Origin of the sequence: Paracoccus aerodenitrificans (assembly GCF_027913215.1) — a bacterium.
Classification (GTDB): domain Bacteria; phylum Pseudomonadota; class Alphaproteobacteria; order Rhodobacterales; family Rhodobacteraceae; genus Paracoccus; species Paracoccus aerodenitrificans.
The window spans coordinates 782,997-805,838 of sequence record NZ_CP115784.1 but is presented as its reverse complement, the minus strand read 5'-3'; the positions used below and the strand labels follow the sequence as shown (position 1 = coordinate 805,838).

Here is a 22,842-nt window from a genome sequence, read left to right as displayed (position 1 = left end):
CCGATCTCAAAGCTCGATGCCGTCATTTGGGTCAAGTGACGCCTGCCGCGCCACCATGCGCATACGCTGGCGCATGTCACGGGCCTTGGCTGCATCGACGTCCGGCTCATCATCGAGGAAATCGAACTCCTGCGATGGTGGCGGAGGTGGCGAGATGATTTCCTCATGCTCGGGCAGTTCCGGTTCACGCCGGATACCTGCATTGGCCGGATCGTCATCGGATGTATCTGAGGCGGAGACATTGCCGGTCGCAGCCGCAACAACGCGGCTTGTCCAGTCGTCCTGCGCCGATGTGGTGATGTTCACCGGCTGCTTGCGCAGATCGGGCGGCGACATCACCCGCTCCTGAAACCGCGCATCAGCATAGTAGCGTGCCTTGGCCGCACGGATCGGCGGCACCCCCGCCACCATGACGATCTCGTCGGTGGGTGGAAGCTGCATGATTTCGCCCGGTGTCAGGAGTGGCCGCGCCGTTTCCTGCCGCGACACCATGAGGTGCCCCAGCCATGGCGCGAGGCGGTGGCCGGCATAGTTGGTGGAATCCCGCATTTCGGTTGCCGTGCCGAGCGCATCACTGATCCGCTTGGCGGTGCGTTCGTCATTGGCCGCGAAGGCCACGCGCACATGGCAATTATCGAGAATGGCATTGTTCTGCCCATAGGCACGCTCGATCTGGTTGAGCGATTGGGCGATCAGGAACGCTTTCAGACCGTAACCGGCCATGAAGGCGAGCGCCGATTCAAAGAAATCCAGCCGCCCCAGTGCGGGGAACTCGTCCAGCATCAACAGCAGCCGATGCCGCTTACCGGAGTTTTCCAGTTCCTCGGTCAGCCGCCGCCCGACTTGATTGAGGATGAGGCGGATCAGCGGCTTGGTGCGGTTAATGTCCGAGGGTGGCACCACGAGATAGAGGCTGACCGGTTCCTTCGCACCGACCAGATCGGCGATGCGCCAGTCGCAGCGTTCAGTCACGCGGGCCACAACCGGATCTCGGTAAAGACCGAGAAACGACATGGCGGTCGAAAGCACGCCGGAGCGTTCGTTCTCCGATTTGTTCAGAAGCTCCCGCGCAGATGAGGCAATGACGGGATGCACACCGGCTTCGCCCAGATGCGGCGTGTCCATCATAGCGCGTAAGGTCGCCTCGACCGGACGGCGCGGATCGGACAGGAAATTGGCGACACCCGCCAGCGTCTTTTCCTTCTCGGCATAGAGAACATGCAGGATCGCGCCGACGAGCAGGCTGTGACTGGTCTTTTCCCAATGGTTGCGTTTGTCGAGGCTGCCTTCGGGATCAACGAGAATGTCCGCGATGTTCTGCACATCGCGGACTTCCCATTCACCCTGCCGCACTTCCAGAAGCGGGTTGTAAGCTGCCGAATGCACATTGGTCGGATCGAACAGCAGGGCACGGCCATGAAGGGAGCGGAAACCTGCGGTCAGATTCCAGTTCTCGCCCTTGATGTCATGGACAATGCAGCTTCCCGGCCAGGTCAGCAGCGTCGGCACGACTAGGCCCACGCCCTTGCCGGATCGGGTAGGCGCAAAGCACAGCACATGCTCGGGGCCGTCATGACGCAAATAATCCTTGCTGTGCCGCCCCAACACGACGCCATCCGGGCCGAGCAATCCGGCCGCATGGATTTCCTTATCCTCGGCCCATCGCGCCGAACCGTAGGTGGCGACATTGCGCGCTTCCCGTGCCCGGATGATCGACAGGAGAAAGGCGGCGGCTATGGCAAGAACAGCCCCGGACGTGGCGATGAACGCGCCTTCGGTAAAGATGCCGGGCGCATAGGCGTCATAGGAAAACCACCACCAGAAGAAGGCCGGTGGATAATAGAACGGCCATCCGGCAATATCGAACCAGGGATTGCCGAGCTGTGGCTGGAAGCCGAGCCGGAAAGCCACCCATTGCGTTGCAGCCCAGACCATCACCACGACGATGGTGAATACGACGATGATCTGGCCCCAGAGTATTCGGCCTCCACGCATATAGACCCCAATCGGCAAAATAGACGGAGGCGATCAGAGAATGGTCGTTTTCGCGAGGTGCAACAGCAAAGGTGTGGCTGTAGGGCTGCCGAATACTATCGGCGGCAAATCGGATGGGTGACGACGACACTATTCCGGCACCGTTCACGGTGGACTATCGCGAATCTGACTTCGGCTGTGTGCGGCCCATTTGTGTCGCCAGCGTGAGAAAATTCAATAGTGCGGGATCTCGGTTGTGGGGCGACCAGATGGCCGAAAATGGGATGGCTTCGGGTTCGTCAACGATTGGAAGGAAAATCAGGTTTGGCGTGCACGCCGCCGCGGTTTCCTCGACAAAAAGCGAGACACCATGCCCGGAAGCAATCACCGACAACAGTGCGCTGCGGCCAGTATCGACGCGGCGGATCGTCGGCGTCGGCCATTTCCCGGCCGAGCGAAGCACAATGAGGTCATGAACCTGTGGACCGGTCCCGCCATGGCGAACAAGGAAGGTTTCGCTCGCAAGCTGCTGCCACTCCACATCCGATTGTGCTGCCAAGCGATGCTTTACCGGCAGCGCCACCATCAAACGATCCCGCCAGATGACGCGGGAATTGAGATCGGGGATTTCGTGGGTGCATGCCATAAAGGCAACATCAAGCCTGCTTTCTCGCACCATGTTTTGCCCATCGCGCGCCGTGCCCTCGGTGATATGAAGTTGAACGCCGGGATTCTTGGTATGAAACCGCTCCAGCAGTCGGTCTAGAAAGCAGCCCGGCGTGAGGGCGTGGATGCCGATGCGAAGCCTGCTTTCCTTTCCGCACGCTTGCATCCCCGCCGTCTTGATGGCGCGGTCCAGGATGCCCATCGCGTCCTCGACATGATCGACGAAACGTCGGCCAGCTTCGGTCACGCGGACGCCGCGCGTGCTACGGTCGAAGAGGGCGACGCCCAAATCTTCCTCCAGCGCCTTTATCCGTGAGCTGACGCTTGACTGGCTGGTGCCGAGCGCCTGCGCTGCACGGTGGAAGCTGAGATACTCTGCGACCGCGAGCGCCTGGACCAAAGCGACCATCGGAACGCGAACGCCAAGAATTGCACTTCTCAGCTCTGCGCTTTCTGTATTGTTGCTCCTCCGCCTACGCATGGAGGTGCCCTACGGAATCAGCAAGAGGCTTCCGGTCGTGCGACCGGCTTCGAGATCGGATTGAGCCTGCGCCGCTTCGGCCAGAGGATACTCGCCGCCAATCTCGGTGCAGACGCCTTTCTGCATCATTTCGAGCAAGGCTTCGGCCGCATGATGATAGACTGTCAGGTCGGCGGCATAAGCCATCACACTTGGCCGGGCGAGCGACAACGAACGGATGGGGCCGATATCCTCTACCGCAAGTGATGGAATAGCTCCGGCTGCCTGACCGATGCTTGCGACCGTTCCGAAGCGCCGGGTGCAGGCCAAGCTTTTAAGCAGCGTATCACCACCGATCCCGTCAATGGTAAAATCCACACCGACGCCCTGGGTCAGCGATCCCACCTCGGACACAAGATCAGCATTTCGCCCGACGATGACGTGATCCGCACCGTAGGATCGCGCGATGTCGGCCTTTGCTTCCGACCCTGCCGTGCCGATGACCGTGGCTCCGAGATGCTTCGCCCAGCGCACGAGGATCGAACCCAGGCCGCCAGCGGCTCCGTGGACAAGCAAGGTCGTCCCCCGCTCAACGGCATAGGTGCGGGTCAGCAGCATATGGGCAGTCAGCCCTTTGAGCATCGACGCCGCTGCGCTGCGAAACTCTATACCATCCGGCAGTTTGATGAGCCGTGAAGCCGGCAAAGAGCGTGCCGTTGCATAAGCGCCGACCGGCGCACCGGCATAGGCAACGCGATCCCCGATTGAAAAACCAGTGACGCCTTCGCCCAAGGCTTCCACTACTCCAGCGGCCTCAACGCCGAGGGCGGCAGGTAAAGAGAGGGGATAAAGGCCAGTCCGGTGATAGATGTCGATGAAGTTCACGCCGATAGCGAGGTTTCTGATCCGCGCCATGCCAGGCCCCGGCTGTTTCGACGAGATTTGTGAAACCTCCAGCTTTTCGACACCGCCGACGCCGGTCATGAGGACTACAGTATCCATACATATTCTCCAGGAATTTTGTTTCGGAATCCGTGACGCAATTCTGATGCGGCACACCTATTCTCTCGGCGGCTGCAAAGCGGCCGGGGTCGACAAAAAAGTCACGGGTATGAGGCTGGCGGTGAGCGCGACCGCTGCGATCATCATGAGGCCGCCAAGATTGGTGAAGGAAATAACAATCGAACCCAGCAACGCGCCTGTACCAATCGCCGCATTGAAAATCGCAACATATATTGCGGATGCGGGAAGTGCCGCGTCACCCGCTGCGCGTAGAATCCAAGTCTGAAAACCGACGAAGACAGCCGCAACACCGATCCCCCAGCCAACCAGCAGGATACCGGCGATAACCGCGCCTGCGCCCGCACCGATCAATCCAATTCCACCCAGACATAACGCCATCAACGCGAGCGCCCCCGACACGAGCGCTTTGAGATAGTGGTCCACGAAGACGCCGGTAAGCACATTGCCAAGGAGACCGGCGACACCGAACGCGAAAAGGAGCCCGTACAATGTATTCGGTGGCATATGCAGACTGTCGGAAAGCAATGGTTCGATATACGTGAACGCAGCAAAATGCGCCGTTATCGCACAAGCTGTCGCACCGTAAATTCGAAGAAACACCGGATCTCGGGCAATGGCCGAAAGAGCTTTTCTACCTACCGGCGCAGTGGCTTGAACTCGCGGCACGGAAAAGACAATTGCGGCGGCGGTTACAAAAGATAGTGCGGCGATACAGCCAAACGCCGTTCGCCAGCTATCGAGGTGGCCGATCATTCCCGCCAAGGGAACACCCAGAACACTGGCTGCCGACACGCCGCCAAAAATAATCGAGGTTGCAACGCCGACATGCCTGGCCGGAACGATCTGCGCACCGAGCGTCCCGATCATCGCCCAGAAGATGCCGTGAGCCACCGCACCAATTATTCTGGCACCGAAAAGCGCCGGGAAGGTCGTGGTCATGGCCGCTACAGCACTGGACAATGCCAGCACAAGCATCAGCGCCACGAGAAGCGGCTTCCGGGGCATCTGTCCCAATGCCATTGCCGAAATCAATGCGCCAGCGGCAGCGATCCAGGCGTAGCCGGTAACGATCAGGCCGACTTTGGCTTCGCTCTCGCCCAGATCGCCTGCTATCGAAGTCAGCAGACCGATAGGTGCCAGTTCCGTGGTGACGATCGCAAATGATCCGACCCCCAGGACGCCGACAGCCAGCCAGTTTCGCCACGAAGCGCGTTCTTCTTGTTCTTGCATTTGAATTGAACCTTGGAATTGGAAGGTCTGGCGGCCCCAAACGAACTGTCCGGAGATGTCAGACAGCTTGAGAGGCGAAAGCTTTTTTGGCGGCGGAGATGCCATTCATGCAGGCAGGGACACCGGCATAGACTGCTATCTGAAGAAGGATTTCGATGATCTCTTCGCGGGTGACGCCGGTATTCAAAGCCGCACGGATATGGAATTCCAGTTGTCCCGGCGCCGTCCCCATCCCCATCAAAGCCGAGACAGTCAGCATCTCGCGGGTGCGAAGGTCGATGCCAGGACGAGATACGATGTCCGCAAATGAAAAGCCGAGAATGATTTCGAGGAAATCATCCGACAGCGCGTCCAGATTGGCGGCAACTCGCGTTGGGGCGTCTGGATCGAGTTGCTCAAGAAGAGCAAGGGCCTTGGCACGTCGATCCAGGGTCATATGTTGACTCCCTTCATGCCTTCCGCCGTGTAACGGTCCCCTGCTACGGGAAGCACAATGATCGAGCGCTCCAGGTCGGCGAGTTCATCAGCAGACAATCCAACGGAAGTGGCGGAAGCGTTTTCTTCGAGATACTTGATCCGCTTGGTGCCGGGGATCGGCACGATGTTGTCGCCCTTGGCCAGCACCCATGCCAAGGCCACCTGTGCAGGAGTGCAGTTCTTTTCGGCTGCAATACCACGTACCACATCGACCAGCGCGCCGTTGGTCGCGGCGTTATCCGGCGTGAAGCGCGGCAGGCTGGCGCGAAAATCCCCTTCCTCGAACTGCGATCCAGCCTGAAATCTTCCGGTGAGGAATCCGCGCCCGAGCGGTGAATAGGCGACGAAGCCAATGCCCAACTCGCGGCATGTGGGCAGAATTTCGGCTTCCACATCGCGGGTCCAAAGGGAGTATTCGGTCTGAACCGCCGTGACAGGGTGGACGGCATGGGCGCGGCGCAGCGTCTCGGCGCTGACCTCGCAAAGCCCGATATGGCCAATCTTGCCTTCACGGTGCAGGGTGGCCAGCCCCTCCATCGTTTCTTCTATGGGCTGCTCGCGGTCGATGCGATGGACGTAGTAGAGGTCGATCCGCTCAATTCCCAATCGCTTGAGCGATCCTTCGCAGGCGCGACGCATGTAGCCGGCGCTGTTGTCGATGCTGCGCGCGTATTCGCCGGGTTTGCGCACGATGCCAAACTTGGTGGCGATCTTCACCTTGGCACGGCTTTCGGCGAGGAAGCGCCCTATCAATTGTTCATTGTGGTGCGGCCCATACATGTCGGCGGTATCGAGCAAGTCGATACCTAGATCGACCGCCCGCCGTAGCACCGCCAAAGATTCCTCGTCGTCGCGTGGGCCATAGAACTCGCTCATCCCCATACAGCCAAGCCCGATGGAGGAAACCGATAGGTCGGGACCAAGTGTTCGCTGTTGCATTGCTTTGCTCCTTGTTCTTCGGAGACAAAGATGGTTTTCTCTTTCGATGAATAAAACCACTAAGAACCGTAATCAGATTTCCGAAATCGGAAAGCATGGCGCGGGCCGCCTTCGCTGGGACGATGCGCGGGTGTTCCTCGCCATCGCCCGCACCGGGTCGTTGAGCGGCGCGGCGGCCAGCCTCGGCACTGGCCTGGCCACCGTGTCGCGCCAGATTGAGCGACTGGAAGCCGCGCTCGGACTGACGCTGTTCAGCCGGCACCAGAACGGCTATCGCCTCACGGATGACGGGGCGGCGCTGCTGGAGCGCGCCGAAACGCTGGAACTGGCGGCCGAAGCCTTTACCGAAGGATCGGCTGCACAAACTGGGATCGCGGGACGGGTGCGGCTCGCCACGGCTGAGACGCTGGCGAACAACATCATCATCCCCGCGCTGCCGAAGCTGACCAATCAGTATCCCGACCTCACACTGGAGGTCGTCACGGACGTTCCGGCGGTCAATCTGCATCGGCGCGATGCCGATCTCGCCGTTCGGCTGGTCAAGCCCGAGCGAGGGAATGTCACAATCCGGCGTCTCGGCACGCTCGGTTTCGGCCTTTATGCCTCGCGTGTGTATGCCGAACATCGTCGAGATGATGCCCGGCTTGAAACGGATCGCTTCATCACATGGTGCGAAACCTACGGTCATCTTCCTGCCGCCCGATGGGTTGAGCGCGCGCTGCGCGGACGTGCGCCGACTCTGGCGACCACGACACTCTCGGCGCAACTCGCCGCCGCCATCTCGGGCGTCGGATTGGCTGTGCTTCCGCACTTTCTCGGCCGGCAGAACAATCTCGTCTGCTTGCAAGGCGATCTTGGCATCGACCGGGAAATCTGGCTTGCGATCCATTCGGATCTCGCTCAATCGCGCAGGGTTCGGGTGGTTGCGGACTTTCTGGCTGGTTTGATCCGCGACGCCAAACAGGAACTCGAAACACCAGTTTCTGGGTGACGGCATCGGCGATAGACAGATTCTAGGTGCATGTCGCTCGAACGGGAGGATGCCAAGGTTTTCCTCCAGTGCCTTCACGCGCGCACTGACGCTGGACTGGGACACGCCGAGCGCGTTCGCCGCGTGGCGGAAATTCAGATATTCGGCAACGGCAAGCGTTTGGCTCAGAGATGTCATGGGAATACGCGCATGCAACAACAGCGATGGCTCGCTCCGATCAGATACTATGCGGTCACTCCGGCGCACGGTCACACCTTTTGTCAGGTTTTCGACCCGGCCGAGGCCGGATCGCCCTCTCGGGATAAAGGTGTGGAATTGCGATTGGGGCGTTGGCCGAGCCAGATGCTACCAATGACAAGGACAACGCCGACGATTTGAAGTGCCGTCAGCGTCTGACCGAGGAAGGACCACCCGAGCAGCACGGCAGTTACCCGGCTGAGAAAGCCCAGCGAGGAAACCACTGCCGAGTCCAGCCGGGCAATGCCACGGAACCACAATATGTAGGTCAGCGCCGCGCCGATCAGCCCGAGCCAGAACAGCCCAAGGAGGTTGGGTATTGTCGGAACCGGAACGGTCGGCTCGACAAGCAGGGCCATCGGCATGAGAAGAAGACCACCGGCTGTCAGTTGCCATGCGGTGAAGGTGAGCAGCGACACCGTGGGTTGCCACTTACGGGTCAAGACGGTGCCGAAGGCCATGGAGACCGCACCAGCAAGACCCGCCGCAATGCCCACCGGATCGAGCGCCGCTTGAGGCGTTAACACCAGAAGGGCAACACCACCGAGACCGATCATCGCCGCAAGGACCGAGGCGGGCCGTATCCTGTTGCCGAGCATGGCGGCGGCGAGGAAGATGACGATCAGCGGCTGGACCGCGCCCACCGTGGCCGCGACGCCACCCGGAAGACGGTAGGCCGAAACGAACAACATGCTCCAGAAGATCGAGAAGTTGAGCGCGCCAAGGATGAAGATGCGCAGCCACCATATTCCCGCCGGAAACTGCCGAACGATCAGAAGCAGCAAAAGGCCGGCGGGCAACGCCCGAAGCATCGCCACCGTCATCGGCGAATAGTCCGGCAGAAACTCGGTCGTGACGATGTAGGTACTGCCCCATATGGCAGGCGCAATCGCCGTCAGCAGCAGATCGGACGCGCAGGGTTTCATGCGACCTCCAGAATCTCCGCAAGCGGGCGGCGCGGTTTTTGAGGCCAGTTTCCGGGGGCCGCGCGGCCGACTGCGAGGAGCAGGACCGGCACTTCGACCGGCATCAGACCGAATGCGCGCGCCACGCCTTCGGCGTCGAATCCGACCATGGGACCGGAGGCGAGGCCCATCGCTTCGGCCGCATGCATAAGCGTCGCCGCGCCAAAGGTGGCCGAGCGCACGGCTTCGTCGCGTGCCATCCGGGGATCAGCATATTGCTGGCGCGCGCCTTCCTGCCAGCCAACCACCATGGCCGCCGGCATGAAGCCGGCCTCGACAGAGGGGCGCAACCGCTCGGCGAGAATCTCGTGATCGGGAAGCACGCCGCAGATGATGAAGGTGACGGCAGCGTCCGACACCTTGGGCTGATCTTGGGCAACGCTACGCAGCCGGGCTTTCGACTCCGGTGTTCGCACTGCGATGAACCGCCAGTTCTGGAGGTTGTAGGCGGTGGGTGCGCGCGTCGCCAGATGCACCAGTCGCTCGATCTCTGCATCCGTCAGGACGTGAGAGGCGTCGAACAGATTGGCTGATACGCGTTGCTCGATCAGGGAAATGGTGGGGTTCGTCATAATGACTTTCCGAATTGAGGGTTTCGGAAAGGAAATACAGAATTTACCTGACGGGGATAATATGCGAGTATTGCAAGATACTATTTACTGACAGGGAAAGATGCGATGGACCGCCTCACCGCCTTGAAAGTGTTCCACCGCGTGGCGGAACTGAACAGTTTCGCGGAAGCCGGCCGAAGCCTCGGCCTTTCCCCCGCCGCGATCAGCAAAAACATCGCCGAGTTGGAAGCCCATCTCGGCGCACGTCTCATCAACCGGACGACGCGGCGCATGGCGCTGACCGAAGAAGGCAGGCTCTATTTGGAGCATGTCACGCGCGGGTTGGATGCGCTGGCCGAGGCCGATCAGGCGCTCTGCCCAATCAAGACGACGCCAAGTGGTACGTTGAAAGTCAGTGCGCCGATGACCGTGATCCTTACGCGGCTCTCGGCGGCTATCCCGGAGTTTCTGTCGCGCTATCCCGATTTGAAGCTCGACCTTCATCTCGACGACCGGCGTGTGGATATTATCCGCGAAAGCTTCGATCTCGCCATTCGCGGCAGCGACAATCTGGAGGATTCCAGCCTGATCGCCCGCAAGCTCGCGGTCATGTCGCATGTGCTGTGCGCCGCGCCTTCGTATTTCGAGAAGCACGGCAAGCCTGAAACGCCTACCGATCTGAAGGCGTTCACCAGCATCCGCTTCAGCCTCTCGGGTCATGCGGACATATGGGAATTCAGCAAGGAGGGACGGACCGAGCAGGTCACCGTCGATGCGCGATACTCCGTCTCGTCGAGCCTCGCCGTGCGCGATGCGCTGCGTGCCGGCTTCGGGGTCAGTCTGATGCCCTATCCCTATGTCGAGGACGATTTGAGGGAAGGCCGACTCCAACCCGCGCTGGAGGATTGGAGCACGGTCGAAACCACGCTCTATGCGGTCTATCCATCGCGGCAGCACCTTGCTCCGAAACTCCGCGTCCTGCTGGATTTTCTGATCGAAGAGTTCGCACGCGATAGTGCAAGACCTCCGATCTTCACTTAGCGTTTGTCGAGACAGCGAGCTTTTGGGATTATCGACATGACGGGGATTGGCATCACCCCGAAGGCAGACGCGAATCAAAGAGTTATAGTCCCAGCCCACGTTGTCGCCCCAACTGCCAAGACACCGATCCGCCCTGCACGATGCCCGCGACCTCGCGGCCGAGCTGGCGGTCGATCACCGGCCGCCATGGGACAAGGGTGAACTCGTGGCTCTGTTCGACCACCGCGAACTTGCCGCTCGATAGCTGGACGGTGCCGGTAAACTGGCCGCTGATCTTCTCGCCATCCGCCGCCGCCCGGAACGGCAGCGCCTTGCTCTCGGCCATCTCCGTGCCGACGCGGGCGACTTCGCGCTCGCGCAGCGTGGCGAGAAGGCTACGCCGGTAGAAGATGCGACCATCCCGCGCTCGGGTGGCGTCACCCTGTTCGATATGGTGCTCACGCCGCTGGTCCATGGCATCGCGCACCTGCTGCCCGAAACCGGCCGGAGCGAGATCCGATGCGTCGGGTGTAACCAGACGCCGGTCGAGCCAGGTCGCGCCATCCGAACCTATCTGGCTTTCCAGATTGAAGGTCGAGATGACACGGATGCTTGCCTGCCGGTTGCGGCCAGCATCATAGGCTGCGGCGCGGCTCTCGAAATCCTCGGGGATGCGCCATTGGTCGGAGTCGATCCGCTCGACGATCCCGGCACGGCGCAACGCCTCCAGCCGCCGGACATGGGCATCAACATAGCCCTCATAATCGCCTCCCGGAACCCGGCCCTCGAACTTGGCCTGTTCCAGATGACGGCTCGGCCGATAGACGCCATCCTCGGCGATGGCGGCAATGGTCCGGTCGGATGGGCGCTGCACCGTATCGGCCGGGCCGATCTCGATGACGCTGCCAATCCGGGCGTCCTCGACGCGGGCCGGGTCGATGCCCGGAACATGGTGGGTGCGCCCGTCGATCCCATCCACCACCACGGTCAGGTTCTCGCCCATCTCGTCGGTGAGATACTTGTCCACGACGCGGCCGACGATGGGCGTCTCGGGCGCGGCATCATGAAGCTGGAAGCTCATCGGATCGCGCTCCAGGCCATCGGTCTTCAGCGCCTTGTGCATATTGCGGATGATGTCGCCGCGCTCGCCCAACTCGCGCAAGGCCGGTTCCATCCGCTCGCTCAACTCCCAGACGCCCGGCGCGTGTTCGATGGCGAGGCCCATTTGCTCCAGCTTGGCGAGACGGCGCAGGCGCAGCGTGCGATTGAACTGGCGACGGACATCATCGGGTTCATGGCGCAGGTCGATGAAGCGTTCATCGGCTTCCTCCGTCATCGCGCGGTCGATGCGGGTGAAGCGGTCCTGGTCCACCTCGGCCGAGAGCTTGCGGGTCTGCTCGATCTCGGTGACGGTACCTAGCTCCAGCGTGGTCAATTCGCTGGCCCGCTCACGGATGCCGTTGGCGAGATAGTCGCCGTTGATGACCAGATTCTCGCCCAGGTCGTCCTTGCCCCGGACGATGACATGCACATGGGGATGGCCGGTGTTGTGATGATTGACCGCGACCCAATCGAGTTTCGTGCCGAGGTCGGTTTCGATCTGGCGCATGAGGTCGCGGGTGTGTGCGGTCAGGTCGGTGAGGTCCGCGCCGTCTTCCGGCGAGACGATGAACCGGAACTGGTGGCGATCGTCCTTGCCGCGATCAAGGAAAACGTTGCCGTCGGCGCGGTCGTCGGTCGCGGAATAGAGCTGGCCGCGCTCGCCATCGCGGGACGTGCCGTCGCGCTGGATGTAGCGAAGATGGGCAGCCGCCTTGCCGTTTTTTCCCGCCTGCTGGACATAGCGGGTTTTCACGACAACACGGCGCATACCGGAAGTGCTGTGCTTCCAACCGCCCGACAAGGTGCGGGCACGCACGAACGACGCGCCGCGTCCACGCTTGAGGCCCGGCCCGCTGCTCGTCCGTGATGCCTTGCCGCCCTTGGCGGTGGCTGCCGATCGGGAGCGTGGCGAGGATGACGCGGATGACCGCGACGGGCTGTTGCTGTGCTGCCGGGCCAACTTCTTCGCCTGCGTCAGAAAACTCTTGGCCTTGCCGAGCTTGGGGGCATCGGCGCGGATGCGGCCCGGCTTGGGCCGGAAGCGGTTCTCGTCGTCGGCGCTCATGGCTGCGCCTCTGGCCAAAATCGCGGAAAATCGGGCGTTCGGCGGCCATGGTGCCGGTCGAAATCCTGCAAAGCCAAGGCTTTGCGCAAAATCACGGCACGCGCCGTCCAAAAACAGGGTGCCGCCCGCGGCTCCCCTAACCAGTGTGCAGACAACAACAATTTCAGAAATCCGGCCAGCGTAGTGCCGGTTTCCTTTATCTTGCCCTCCGCCTTCCCTGCCCTTTTTGCCCTTCCTGCCGGGAATGCAGCCAGGCGACCCCTTGCCTGACTGCACACCGGAAGCGGACCGAAAGCGCGTGGAGACGCCATGCTCATGGCGCATCTCCATTGCTCGCACGGGCCACGAAGATGCCGCCGTCCTGCGGCTCCTGATCGACGGAAACGCGCATAGGAACGGTTGCGCGGACGTCGTTCGACGGCTGATTGGCTGCAACCGAATTGCCGCCGGATTGCGCCACGAAAAGCGGAGCTTCGCGCCAATCTGGCGGTGGCGGCGGCACGATCGTCGGCACATCAGGCGCAGTCGCAAGCCCAAGAACAGGTGCGAGCGTGGCGACATAGGCGCGTGTTTCTGCGGGCAAAGTGCGACCTGTCGCCAGATGCTCATCATAGCGACCGGGACCGGCATTGTAGGCGGCAAGCATGGCCGCGACATTGCCATACCGGTCCCACATCTCGCGCAGATACGCCGTACCTGCGAGGATGTTGTCGCGCGGATCGTAAGGATCGCGTCCGAGGCCATGACGGCTGCGCAGGCCCGCCCAGGTATCGGGCATGACCTGCATCAGTCCCATTGCACCCGCCGATGAGATGGCGCGCACATCGCCCGCGCTTTCCACACGCAGCACGGCCCGAATCCAGTGCTCTGGAATGCCGAAACGCTGTGACGCCTCGGCAATGAAAGCAGCATGGGGATGCGCAGTGACAGGCGCGGGTTGCTGCGTGACCTGCGCAAGCGCTGGCGTCAATCCGCTGCCAGCCGACAGAAGGGCCGTGAAGAGAAGAAGGGCGCGGGATCGCATGATCTCAGTCCCGATCTTCGCGGGGCCGCGGGCGGCTCCAGTGCAGCGACCATGACGAGCCTGCATCGTCGTCGCGGAACAGGTTGGCGCGGATCGGCTGCGGCAAGGCGGGATCGTCGAGCAGCACCGAGAGATATTCGCCAGCCTTTTCGCCGGTGCGTTTCCATGCAGCGCCGACCTCGGGGCCGTCATCAGCTCCGTGATGGACACGGTAGTCCGGCGCGTTTTCGGCGTCCGAATGCTCGGCTGGCATGATGGTAAGCTCACGGAAGAGCGTGAGCGTGTGAACGCGCCCGGAAAAGCCCGTTTCATCGCGCGTGAACAATCCGATCTGTGGCATGAAAAATCTCCTGTCGTCGAGGTTTCGGCGTGGGTTCAATGCGTGGCCGCCCGCCATTCGTAGCGGCCATCACCTTCCCCATCGGTCCAGAGCGGCAGCGCCCGGCCGATGACGGAACTGGCGGGAACAGGTCCGAAGTAACGGCCATCGAGGCTGTCCCGGATGTCCCAATTCATGAGGAAGAGTTCACCGTCGCCGATAATGCGGCAGCCCTGCCAGACCGGCAGATCGCGGCCCATGCGGTCGCGCTCCAGCGCGTCCCCCATCTCGACATGATCGACGGTAATGGTCGCACCGTTGCGGCAAACGCGCTGTCCCGGCAGGCCGAGGACACGCTTCAGCAGCGGCACGCCGCGTCCGATATAGCCGCGATCGACCATGAACCGCTCCAGCGGCTCAGACGGCATGATGGCGACCAGTTCGGGCACTTCGAGCGCATCAGCGGGAGCAACTGTGTAGAAGCCGATGGGCGCGCTGGCAGTCGCATTCCAGATCAGCCGGGTTGGCAGATCGGCAACCGCCGTGACGACAAGCGTGCCGACGGCCAGCATGGACACGGCAAGGATATGACGACGGCTCATGGTGCGATCCTCCGGCGGCTGACCCATGCGGCATGGCGCTCCGGGGTGTAGGGATTGGGTTCCTGACCAGCACTCAAACGGTTGTGGACGTGCCGCCAATGCTCCGGCGCAACATCGACCGGATCGACGCCTAGCGCGTCCACGGCATCGATCAGGGCCAACACCCGCTGGACTTGTCGCCAGCCGTCGATACGCAGCAGGATCTCGCCGCCAGGACGAACGAAGGGCACGGTCTGGTACGGTTCGCCACGCCCGACAGCGCGCAGGATGTCGAGCCGCGAAACGATAGTGCCGTAATCGTTGGAGGCCCAACGGACGAAGGCGAAGATGCTTTCGGGCGCAAAACCGATCAGACTGCGGCGGCGGTCGATGATCTGCTCAAAACTCTTGTGACCGAACCTGATCCAGCGCTCGACCTTCTTCTGGAAGGTCAGCTCGACCATTGTGGCGAACGGAGTTGGCCCACCCGCCTGCGGATGTTCATGCGCAACGCGCACGGTTTTACCGGTCATGGCTGATCTCCTTCGGCGAGTGGAAACTCGCGGACCAGCAGCTCGCGCAGCATCACAGCGACGGTGACGCCGCGCCGGAAAGCGGCGACCTTGATGCGCCCGCGCAGTTCGGGCGTGATGTCGATGGTCAGGCGCGCGGTGAACGCCTCCGTAGCCGTCTTGGAGGTTGCCGGCGCATCGTTGGCTCTGACCCAGCTATCGGGGTTGCCCGGACGCGATGCGAAGCCGGATTTGACGGGCGGGCGTGTCATGGCACGATCCTCCCGATACCGAGGCCATCGATCTCGGCCGCCAGCGCTGTGACCTCCTGTGCAGCCCGTTCGCCGCCATCGGTCTCCGACACCAGCCGTCCGGTCTGTGCGGCTTCGGCGAAGGCGACACGCTGGCCGATCGTCGTGGCCAGCAAGGGCGGATCATGGTCAGCCAGTGTCTCGGCCGTTTCGCGGGCGATGACGGTGCGCGCAGCGCATCGGTTCAGCAGAAAACGGGCGGACAGCTCCGGTCGATAGATGCGCGCTTCGTTCAGAAGCGCCAACATCTCGGCCGAGGCCCAGCCGTCGAAAGGAGATGGCTGCACCGGGATCAGCACCAGATCGGCTGCAAGCAGCGCAGAGCGCATCAGACCAGCGACACGGGGCGGACCATCAATGACGACATGATCGGCGTCGCGTGCCAGCTCCGGCGCTTCCCTGTGCAGGGTATCGCGGGCAAGGCCGATGACGGTGAGCAGCCTTGGCAGCCCTTCATGGCTGCGCCGCTCTGACCAATCGAGTGCGGAGCCTTGCGGGTCGGCATCGATCAGGATGACCCGCTTCCCTTGCGCAGCCCAGGCTCCGGCGAGATGCAGCGCGAGCGTGGTCTTGCCCACGCCGCCTTTCTGATTGAGGAGCGCGACGATCATGGCGTACCCCGCCCAGGTTGGCGGGAAGTGGCACTGGCACCGTGCCTTTCATGCGCGCGCGTCAAAGAAGAAAAGTTAGATTCTATGTTAGATTCTAAGTTAGCAGTCGGATTCTTCTTTTGGTTCCAGAGGCTTAACTGGGGCTCGTGCGCCTGATGTGCCGACAGTGCTGCGCCTGATGTACCGATACCCTTTGCGCCTGATGTACCGACGGCATCCACAATGTTATCCACAGGCACTGTGGATAGATTTTCGGGGCGGATTCGCAGCAGTTCGCGGCGATCCTCGCGCAGGATCTTGAGCCGGTAGCCGGGCAGCGGCTGGAGGGCAGCAATGCGGCGCAAGTCCAGTGCAAAGTCCGATGGCCGGGCCATGCTGCCGGATTTCTGGTAAAGGTGCGCAACCTCGAACAGCCAGCCATGCGGCTGATGTCCGGCGTGTTTGCGGGCAACACGGTAGAGCCAGCGCTCGATACCACCGGTCAGCCGGAAATAATCCGGGTCGATGGTCAGGACCAGCGAACGGTCAAGGACACTGTTGTAGAACCACTCGGGCAGGACAAACTCCATGCCCTCAACGCGACCGTCGCGCGTGGTCATCTCTTCCCATTCGTTGATCCAGGAGAACTGGCGGCGGCGCCAATGCTTGCCGTTACGGATCGTCGTGGCGACGACCGTGGATTGCAGCCGGGCAAGCGCTGCCTTCAGCAGCAGATATTGCCGGTTTCCGGTGTCGCGGCCGATGGCGCGCAGCAGATGATAGGGCGTGAAGCGGAAGAAGCGGGATGTCTTGATGCCGTTGTTTTCGGCGGCGACGATCTGGCTTGCAGCCCAGATCAGCACATCAGCATCCCAGATCGTCGCCATTCCATGTTCGGGCATGCCGAACACCTGCACCTCGACATCGGCGGTCTTGTAGAGGATCGGCTTCGTGCGCGGCGTCTTCGCCAGCGAGAAGAAAGGCCGTTCCATCAGATCGCGCTGGTCGCGTGGACTGGCATCGCCGGTTGCGACCACGAAGGGATCGAGGTGGCTGCGCTCGCTACCGCCTTCGCGCCGCTGGGCGTCAGGGTGATCGACGCGCCGCATTCAAAGCTTGCTCCGCTCTTCAGGCGTCAGGGGGCGAGCCGGAAAGACTGTGCCTGCACCCTCGTCACTGGTGGATTTGCGCGTTCCGATGTCGGCCCAAGACTGGAGATCCTCGACCGTATAGAGAACCCGGCCACCGATTTTGCGATAGGTCGGACCCGTCCCGTAGGTCCGGTGCTTTTCCAGTGTGCGAAGAGAAATACCGAGAAAACGTGCTGCTTCCTGAGTACGCAGCATTCGCGGTGGCATTTCCGTGTTGCGGCGCTCGGTCATGAGATCACCTCCGGTTCGTCAGGTTGATGCGGCCGCCGGAGACGGCGGCGCGCTATGGCGAACCATGGGAAGTGATCGGCGGCGTGTAGCGTGCCGCATTTGCGTACATACGCAGACGGCACCCCCGACAGAGGCCATGTCAGCGCGAAAAGACGTGAGATTTCAGCAACTCAGGGAGGACGATGCGGATTCGCTCAAGACATCCGCGCGCAGTTCGGCTATGAATGCAGATGGGGCAGACGCACTGCTCCGGGGCTTAGTAACCCCTGTTGACGGTTGGTGTCGGCCGTGACGGCACCACACTCCTTGACCCTATGGTCGGGGAGCCTGTGGCGTATGCAACAGGCTTTCCAGCTAAAGGCCATGGGGCCGTTCAACACGGTTACTAACTCCCCGATCACCAGGAGTCAGAGAGTTTCATTGCGGGGGCGAACCGCAGAAACTCTTCTGAAAGAAGGGGAATGACCGTGAAAGCACCCGTCGAACTTGATCCTGATGTGGATGATCTGGCCCCGTCCGACCATATCATCACCGCCTATGACGAGCAGCACTTTGTGACCTATCTGCGTATTCTGGACGCCAAGTTCGAGGAAGCCGACTGGAAGGAAGTGGCGCGAATTGTTCTGCACCGCGATCCGGCATCAGATGAAATGCGAACCCGGCGATGCTGGCAGAGCCATCTGGAGCGCGCTCAATGGCTGTCGCGGGAAGGTTACAGGCAAATACTGGAACAGGCTGCGGCAAACAGGAATCAGTGAGATTGCCTCATTTGCCTTTTGATCGTGCAATCGGCTTGACCGGATAATGTAAGAGCAGCCGATAGCCCCCGCGCATCATCCTGATGCCGTGGGCAACAAGACGACGTGTCTTGTTCTTGCGCGGATCAGTCTCGAAGTCTTCCTTATTGCCACGGAAACCGAGCAGGACTTCGGCAACGGCGCGATAGCTTTCGCCGTGCAGCCGTGCGTCCAGTGCCCGTAGCGACAAAAGGTGCCATTGCCTAAGCTGCGCAGGCATTGCGCGAATATCCGGCCCCGGAGAGCGGCCTGTCAGGCACCTCCAGAGGCGGCGGGCCGCATGGGCGCGTAATTCCATGAACTCGTCCATGGGCAGGATTGCAGCATAGAAAGCTGCCGCATCGATCGCGCCCTGCGGCAGCCAGAATTGATGCTCCATCCCACCGATACGCCAGATTGCGTGCCAGCCATCCGGCGCACGGCGCAGGATCAGACCATCGAGATGTGCAAGAGCGACAAGCCGCCTGCCATCGGCATCGTTCTGCTCGACCGGAGACAGAATAATGGCCTGCGGATTGAAATGCGGCGACCAGAATGGCGGTACGCCGTCAGGCTGCGAGTCGGGGTCGTGTGCGAAATCGCACCCCCCAGCGGGAAGCAAAGGCGTCAACCTCTTCTCCCGCGGGTTCTCTCCTCTGCGCGAGTCTCTCGACGTCATGGCGATAGTCTTCGTTGCGACGAAGATATTCCCAGGCGAAACCGGCGGGCGGAAGGTCTTTAATGCGTTTATAGGCCGCCGGAGTACGCCAATCTATGCTCTGCATGGCGCGTCCTCCCAAAGCCGGACGGCACAAGGCCGCGTCCGACCCGAAAAGGCTGCGGTATCGAATGGTTTTGCGGTAGCGTACCTAACGCGATAAGTGAATCGCCAAACCCGATCAATCCATTAAAGAATCTCTCGTTAGCACTGTTGCGCACCACATGGGAGACACCCTGACGACATTCCCGTGTCAGTGATCAAAGCCGAATGCCGGAACCGCAGGGCGACAAGGCGACAAGGCGACTGCCATTACGGGCAGCTCGGAGCACACGCCCGCAGCAAGGGGCTGATCGTGGTGACGACAATAGGAAGGAGTTCGTCCGCATGCCCGGCGTGCGGGTGGAGAATTGGGTGTAGCGGTTGCGGTGGGCGTGACGGCTTTCCTGCAGGCATGGAGAAAGGCCCCGACCTCGTGGTCGGAGCCTTTGTGCCGCCCCTCAGTCGCCGCGGCGACCGTTGGGGCGGGACCAGATGAGGGAGAAGGTTTCGCCTTCTTCGTCATCGAAGAGGTTGGCGTAGATCGGGGCGTTGAAGCTCGGATCGTCCAGCTTGAGGCCCAGATAGTCGCGGCCCTCGTTGGAGCGCTTGGACCAGGCGGCGCCGATTTCGGCGCGGCCGACCAGGACCCGGTGGCTGGGGGCGTTCTCACCGGTGGCGCGCAGGTCGGGAACGATGCGCACGCCCTTGGCCTGGACGCTGAGGGTGACGATGTCGCCGGTGAACTCGTTCGAAGCGGTCTTCTTGAAGGTGCCGATGGTTGCCATTTTACGTCTCCGTTTTCCGTTTCCGAGCCCGCACCATTGCGGCCTCGATGGCGATCAACCGGCCGGAGACGAACGCTGGCGCACCCCCCTTGGGGGGGGCTGGACAGCACAGGAGAAACTTTCTTGTTCCGCGCGGAATGGCGGCTCTGCCGTCAGGGGAAGAAAGTTGTGACGACGCTGTTGCGCTAAAGCGGTCGAAGCGCATCGCGCTGTTCTTCGGCCAGATCAGGCCATTGAAGAGGCCGTTTGGAGCGGTCGAGACACGGGGGTTGAACGGAGACGTGGCAATCTTGAGGCCCATCATGACGACCGGACGGGTAACACCGGCCTTGCTTGTCGCCCTGCGTCTCAGGCCATGCGCATCTCTCTTTCGGGCCTGTTCTACCGGCATTGCCCCCAACCGGGTTCTGGTCAGCCCACAACGCTGGCGCTGACCGTTTTGCGCTCCTATGGGCCGCGTCTGTGCCTCAAGTTGATCCGATACCTGGTCGCTGTCTGCCACCATTTTTCTGACGAAGATGGAAGATAATCCGCACTGCTTCTGGTCGCCATCAACAGATCACTGTGATTGAGGTGCGCCTATAAGGCCGCCGTCCGCACGGTTGCTTGCCTCATGAAGGAATGAGCCGATGCTCACATAAGGGCCTCGGTCAGCATCCACATGACCGACAGCGCCAACGCGATTGCCATGACGCGATTGAACAGGCGCATCCGGCGCTGACCGACCCGCGCGCCACCCCAAGCCCAAAGTGTGAGCGACAGCCAGCAGATCAGCCCGAACAATGCGGCGAATACGACCAGCCCCGTGAGGCGATCAGGAAGCGGAAGCACGAAGGTAGAGAGCGAGGAAAACACCGCAAACCATGCCTTCGGGTTCAATCCCTGCACCAGCGCTCCCGACCAGAATCCGGGTGCATCGTTGAGGTCTTGCCGCTCGACCATGCCGTCATCGCGGGCAAGGCCGTATGCCATCCAGAGCAGATAGGCGCTCCCGATCAGGGTCATTGGGCGGGCAAGCGCCATTATCCATCCGGTTCCCGCCAGCATCCCCGTACCGAAGGCGAGAAACAGAACGAGGAAACTTGCGGTCGCGCCAGTGACGAAGGCCAGCGCCCGCGCTACGCCGTAGCGCGCGCCGGTCATCGCACCGATGATGTTGACTGGCCCGGGTGTCGCGGAGGCGGCCAGCGCGAAGCCCGACATGGCAAGAAGCGTCTCGAAGGGCAGCATGGGTCAGCGCAGCAGCGGCAGGCGGCCGCAAATCCGGTCCACCGCCTTGCGGGGGCCGCCGAGCAGAATCGCCTGCGGCGCGTGGTCGGCCAGCGGCGCAGCGGCGATGCGGGCGGTGTAATCCGCATAATCCCTCGCCTCGAAGGCCGAGCGCATATAGGCCAGTCGGATCGGCAAATCTTCGCCGGCAAGGAACAATGCGGGCAAATCACCAGCGGGGGCGCCGAGAATCGGCAGGGCAACGCTGGTGATGCCCGAAAGTGTCACACCGTCCTGCGTAGGGGTCGCGGCCCCGATCAGCTCGGGACGCAACTGGCCGAGGCTCATACCGAGAACGGCGGCAAAATTACTCTTGAGGCCGAGAGGCAGGTCTTCGGCGAGAATGATAACGGGTTTGAACGACATGAAGAACGATCCTTTTTGGGAACGCTCTGACATGGGAGAGTCGGGCAGTATTGGACTAAATTGACCTTTCAGTGCCGGATCAATGCACCGGGTGTAACGCCGTAATGACGGCGAAACTGGCGGATGAGATGGGCCTGGTCGCAGAAGCCCGCCGCAATGGCTGCTTCAACCGCAGGAGTGCCGTCGAGCAGCATTCGGCGCGCTCGATCCACACGGGCTTGCAAGATATGGGCGTGGGGCGTTAGCCCTGTCGCGCGTTTGACGCTGCGGATCAGGTAGGACACGTTCAATTGTGCCTCCTCTGCCAGTTCGGCAAGGGTCAGCATCTCGCCCGCATCTACTCCAGTGGCGATCCGTGCCCGAACCAGCCTGACAGCGGCCGGCTCATGGCCCGCTGCGCGCAGTTCGGCCCCGCCGTAATGGGTGAACGCCTGCGCCAGTACGTCATGAGCGGCTTCTTCGACCGCGATCTGCCAGTCGGCCTTTGCAGGCGTGTTGAGGCGATGAGCGAGCGCGGCGAGCGCCTGGGTCAGGCTCAATCCCCTATCCTGCGGCGCTATCGCAGAAAAACCGCGCAGATGACGCAGCCCCAGAAACGCGCGCACGGCATTTTCAGAGGCGTAGAGCATGTTGTAGCGCACGCGACCGGCGGCGGCATGGCCGGTATGGGGTTCCTCGGGGTTCATGAGGGACAGAGACCCTGCTGGCAGAACCATACTCTCGCCGCGGCAGACATAGCCACCGGCACCTTCGGCAATAGCGCCGATCGCAAAGCCTTCATGTGCATGTCGGCCGAATGTTTGTGTGCTGAACGCGGCTTCGAATAGTTCGATGCCATGAAGCCAGCCAAGGTGATGATAGAGATTTTGCTGCATTACTAACCAGATAGCATTCAGATATGGAGTATTGGAAGGTGAGTTGGCCTTCTATTACAACAATCGTTGCTCTGGTCTTTGCTCAGGTGCGTGCAAGGTTCCCGTCCGCTGGACCGGCTGCCGTCATGCCCGCAACGCGCAGGAACGCCGTCACGCCCACCGCCACCGCCCCGATCACCGAGAAGATGAGCTGCCATGTCTCAGACGGCATCGTGTGCTTGACGATACCAAGCGTGGCGTAGAACCCGGCCATACCCGCCGGAGCGACGAATGCCAGAGCAATCAGCAAACGCGCCCAGATCGGGCGGATCAGCATGAGCAGGCCCTGGCCGACTGCCAGTGTCAGACCGGCGGCGAGGAGACCGATAACGATGCCGCCGAGCCAGCCAGCCCCTGTGCCATAGGCCCAAATGCCTGCGTTCAGGCCGATGAAGAACGGCAGGGCGAAGACGGCGAGATTGAATAGCAACCAGCACATGGTGCCGATGGCTGCGATGGAAACGAGGATTCCGAGAATGATCATGGTGGTGCCTCCGTGCAAAAGGTTGGACGGTTGCGCCTTCCACCACCACCATGGCGCACCGCGACATAT

General features: G+C 61.6%; 27 protein-coding genes and 1 pseudogene. 3 read left to right on the top strand and 25 right to left on the bottom strand.

Going from position 1 to position 22,842, the window contains the following annotated elements; genetic code table 11:
* Positions 1 to 6: 6 nt before the first annotated feature.
* From PAE61_RS05310 to PAE61_RS05285, 6 genes are all read right to left on the bottom strand, one after another.
* Positions 7 to 1,995, bottom strand: a complete 1,989-nt coding sequence (locus PAE61_RS05310; RefSeq protein ID WP_271114326.1) for a conjugal transfer protein TraG — start codon at positions 1,993 to 1,995, stop codon at positions 7 to 9.
* A gap of 154 nt (positions 1,996 to 2,149) precedes the next feature.
* Positions 2,150 to 3,049, bottom strand: coding sequence for a LysR family transcriptional regulator (locus PAE61_RS05305; RefSeq protein WP_237831583.1), 900 nt, complete (start codon positions 3,047 to 3,049; stop codon positions 2,150 to 2,152).
* Positions 3,050 to 3,130: 81 nt separating this feature from the next.
* Entirely contained in the window at positions 3,131 to 4,102 is a 972-nt protein-coding gene (locus tag PAE61_RS05300; RefSeq protein WP_271114325.1) for a quinone oxidoreductase family protein, read from the bottom strand.
* A 57-nt stretch (positions 4,103 to 4,159) separates the two neighbouring features.
* On the bottom strand, positions 4,160 to 5,353 hold the full coding sequence (locus tag PAE61_RS05295; protein ID WP_271114324.1) for an MFS transporter: 1,194 nt from the start codon (positions 5,351 to 5,353) through the stop codon (positions 4,160 to 4,162).
* A 58-nt stretch (positions 5,354 to 5,411) separates the two neighbouring features.
* Complete coding sequence (locus tag PAE61_RS05290; RefSeq protein WP_271114323.1) at positions 5,412 to 5,789, bottom strand: carboxymuconolactone decarboxylase family protein; 378 nt, start codon at positions 5,787 to 5,789, stop codon at positions 5,412 to 5,414.
* Entirely contained in the window at positions 5,786 to 6,769 is a 984-nt protein-coding gene (locus PAE61_RS05285; protein WP_271114322.1) for an aldo/keto reductase, read from the bottom strand. Before PAE61_RS05285 ends, PAE61_RS05290 begins: the two co-directional genes overlap by 4 nt.
* A 46-nt stretch (positions 6,770 to 6,815) precedes the next feature.
* Between PAE61_RS05285 and PAE61_RS05280 the strand changes: the two genes are divergently transcribed.
* The gene (locus PAE61_RS05280) at positions 6,816 to 7,760 is read left to right on the top strand and encodes a LysR family transcriptional regulator (protein WP_434803126.1); all 945 of its coding nucleotides are present in this window, start codon (positions 6,816 to 6,818) and stop codon (positions 7,758 to 7,760) included.
* Between the two features lie 21 nt (positions 7,761 to 7,781).
* Here PAE61_RS05280 and PAE61_RS05275 read toward each other — a convergent pair.
* From PAE61_RS05275 to PAE61_RS05265, 3 genes and pseudogenes are all read right to left on the bottom strand, one after another.
* Positions 7,782 to 7,937, bottom strand: a pseudogene (locus PAE61_RS05275) (helix-turn-helix domain-containing protein); the annotation flags it as partial.
* 83 nt (positions 7,938 to 8,020) lie between these two features.
* Positions 8,021 to 8,923, bottom strand: coding sequence for an EamA family transporter (locus PAE61_RS05270; RefSeq protein ID WP_271114320.1), 903 nt, complete (start codon positions 8,921 to 8,923; stop codon positions 8,021 to 8,023).
* On the bottom strand, positions 8,920 to 9,534 hold the full coding sequence (locus PAE61_RS05265) for a nitroreductase family protein (protein ID WP_271114319.1): 615 nt from the start codon (positions 9,532 to 9,534) through the stop codon (positions 8,920 to 8,922). The genes PAE61_RS05270 and PAE61_RS05265 overlap by 4 nt, the downstream gene beginning before the upstream one ends.
* A gap of 105 nt (positions 9,535 to 9,639) precedes the next feature.
* Between PAE61_RS05265 and PAE61_RS05260 the strand changes: the two genes are divergently transcribed.
* Positions 9,640 to 10,554 (top strand): LysR family transcriptional regulator, encoded by a 915-nt coding sequence (locus PAE61_RS05260; protein ID WP_271114318.1) that lies wholly within the window; start codon positions 9,640 to 9,642, stop codon positions 10,552 to 10,554.
* 82 nt (positions 10,555 to 10,636) lie between these two features.
* Here PAE61_RS05260 and PAE61_RS05255 read toward each other — a convergent pair whose 3' ends face one another.
* The 9 genes from PAE61_RS05255 to PAE61_RS05215 form a co-directional block, all read right to left on the bottom strand.
* Positions 10,637 to 11,869: a DUF3363 domain-containing protein gene (locus PAE61_RS05255; RefSeq protein WP_434803125.1), complete on the bottom strand. Its 1,233-nt coding sequence runs from the start codon at positions 11,867 to 11,869 to the stop codon at positions 10,637 to 10,639.
* A gap of 1,144 nt (positions 11,870 to 13,013) precedes the next feature.
* On the bottom strand, positions 13,014 to 13,724 hold the full coding sequence (locus tag PAE61_RS05250) for a lytic transglycosylase domain-containing protein (protein WP_271114317.1): 711 nt from the start codon (positions 13,722 to 13,724) through the stop codon (positions 13,014 to 13,016).
* 4 nt (positions 13,725 to 13,728) lie between these two features.
* On the bottom strand, positions 13,729 to 14,064 hold the full coding sequence (locus PAE61_RS05245; RefSeq protein ID WP_112520466.1) for a DUF736 domain-containing protein: 336 nt from the start codon (positions 14,062 to 14,064) through the stop codon (positions 13,729 to 13,731).
* 35 nt (positions 14,065 to 14,099) lie between these two features.
* Positions 14,100 to 14,645: a S26 family signal peptidase gene (locus tag PAE61_RS05240; RefSeq protein WP_209483340.1), complete on the bottom strand. Its 546-nt coding sequence runs from the start codon at positions 14,643 to 14,645 to the stop codon at positions 14,100 to 14,102.
* Positions 14,642 to 15,157, bottom strand: coding sequence for a DUF2840 domain-containing protein (locus PAE61_RS05235; protein ID WP_271114316.1), 516 nt, complete (start codon positions 15,155 to 15,157; stop codon positions 14,642 to 14,644). Before PAE61_RS05235 ends, PAE61_RS05240 begins: the two co-directional genes overlap by 4 nt.
* Entirely contained in the window at positions 15,154 to 15,408 is a 255-nt protein-coding gene (locus PAE61_RS05230; protein WP_271114315.1) for a hypothetical protein, read from the bottom strand. The genes PAE61_RS05235 and PAE61_RS05230 overlap by 4 nt, the downstream gene beginning before the upstream one ends.
* The gene (parA, locus tag PAE61_RS05225; RefSeq protein WP_271114314.1) at positions 15,405 to 16,058 is read right to left on the bottom strand and encodes a ParA family partition ATPase; all 654 of its coding nucleotides are present in this window, start codon (positions 16,056 to 16,058) and stop codon (positions 15,405 to 15,407) included. Before parA ends, PAE61_RS05230 begins: the two co-directional genes overlap by 4 nt.
* Entirely contained in the window at positions 16,055 to 17,146 is a 1,092-nt protein-coding gene (locus PAE61_RS05220; protein WP_271114313.1) for a replication initiator protein A, read from the bottom strand. The genes parA and PAE61_RS05220 overlap by 4 nt, the downstream gene beginning before the upstream one ends.
* Entirely contained in the window at positions 17,147 to 17,419 is a 273-nt protein-coding gene (locus tag PAE61_RS05215; RefSeq protein ID WP_271114312.1) for a helix-turn-helix transcriptional regulator, read from the bottom strand.
* Positions 17,420 to 17,880: 461 nt separating this feature from the next.
* On the opposite strand from PAE61_RS05215, the gene PAE61_RS05210 reads away from it, so the two are divergent.
* The gene (locus tag PAE61_RS05210) at positions 17,881 to 18,177 is read left to right on the top strand and encodes a DNA -binding domain-containing protein (RefSeq protein ID WP_434803104.1); all 297 of its coding nucleotides are present in this window, start codon (positions 17,881 to 17,883) and stop codon (positions 18,175 to 18,177) included.
* A 7-nt stretch (positions 18,178 to 18,184) separates the two neighbouring features.
* Here PAE61_RS05210 and PAE61_RS05205 read toward each other — a convergent pair whose 3' ends face one another.
* The 7 genes from PAE61_RS05205 to PAE61_RS05180 form a co-directional block, all read right to left on the bottom strand.
* Positions 18,185 to 18,826, bottom strand: a complete 642-nt coding sequence (locus PAE61_RS05205) for a DUF2285 domain-containing protein (RefSeq protein WP_271114311.1) — start codon at positions 18,824 to 18,826, stop codon at positions 18,185 to 18,187.
* Positions 18,765 to 18,980: a transcriptional regulator domain-containing protein gene (locus PAE61_RS17590; protein WP_353620385.1), complete on the bottom strand. Its 216-nt coding sequence runs from the start codon at positions 18,978 to 18,980 to the stop codon at positions 18,765 to 18,767. Before PAE61_RS17590 ends, PAE61_RS05205 begins: the two co-directional genes overlap by 62 nt.
* A 433-nt stretch (positions 18,981 to 19,413) precedes the next feature.
* Positions 19,414 to 19,740, bottom strand: coding sequence for a DUF736 domain-containing protein (locus PAE61_RS05200; RefSeq protein WP_271114310.1), 327 nt, complete (start codon positions 19,738 to 19,740; stop codon positions 19,414 to 19,416).
* 633 nt (positions 19,741 to 20,373) lie between these two features.
* Positions 20,374 to 20,970, bottom strand: a complete 597-nt coding sequence (locus PAE61_RS05195; RefSeq protein ID WP_271114309.1) for a LysE family translocator — start codon at positions 20,968 to 20,970, stop codon at positions 20,374 to 20,376.
* 3 nt (positions 20,971 to 20,973) lie between these two features.
* Positions 20,974 to 21,375 (bottom strand): DUF2000 domain-containing protein, encoded by a 402-nt coding sequence (locus tag PAE61_RS05190; protein ID WP_271114308.1) that lies wholly within the window; start codon positions 21,373 to 21,375, stop codon positions 20,974 to 20,976.
* Between the two features lie 68 nt (positions 21,376 to 21,443).
* Entirely contained in the window at positions 21,444 to 22,250 is an 807-nt protein-coding gene (locus PAE61_RS05185) for an AraC family transcriptional regulator (RefSeq protein ID WP_271114307.1), read from the bottom strand.
* A gap of 82 nt (positions 22,251 to 22,332) precedes the next feature.
* Positions 22,333 to 22,773 carry a hypothetical protein gene (locus PAE61_RS05180; RefSeq protein WP_271114306.1) on the bottom strand — a complete coding sequence of 147 codons (441 nt, stop codon included), beginning with the start codon at positions 22,771 to 22,773 and terminating at the stop codon, positions 22,333 to 22,335.
* Positions 22,774 to 22,842 lie beyond the last annotated feature (69 nt).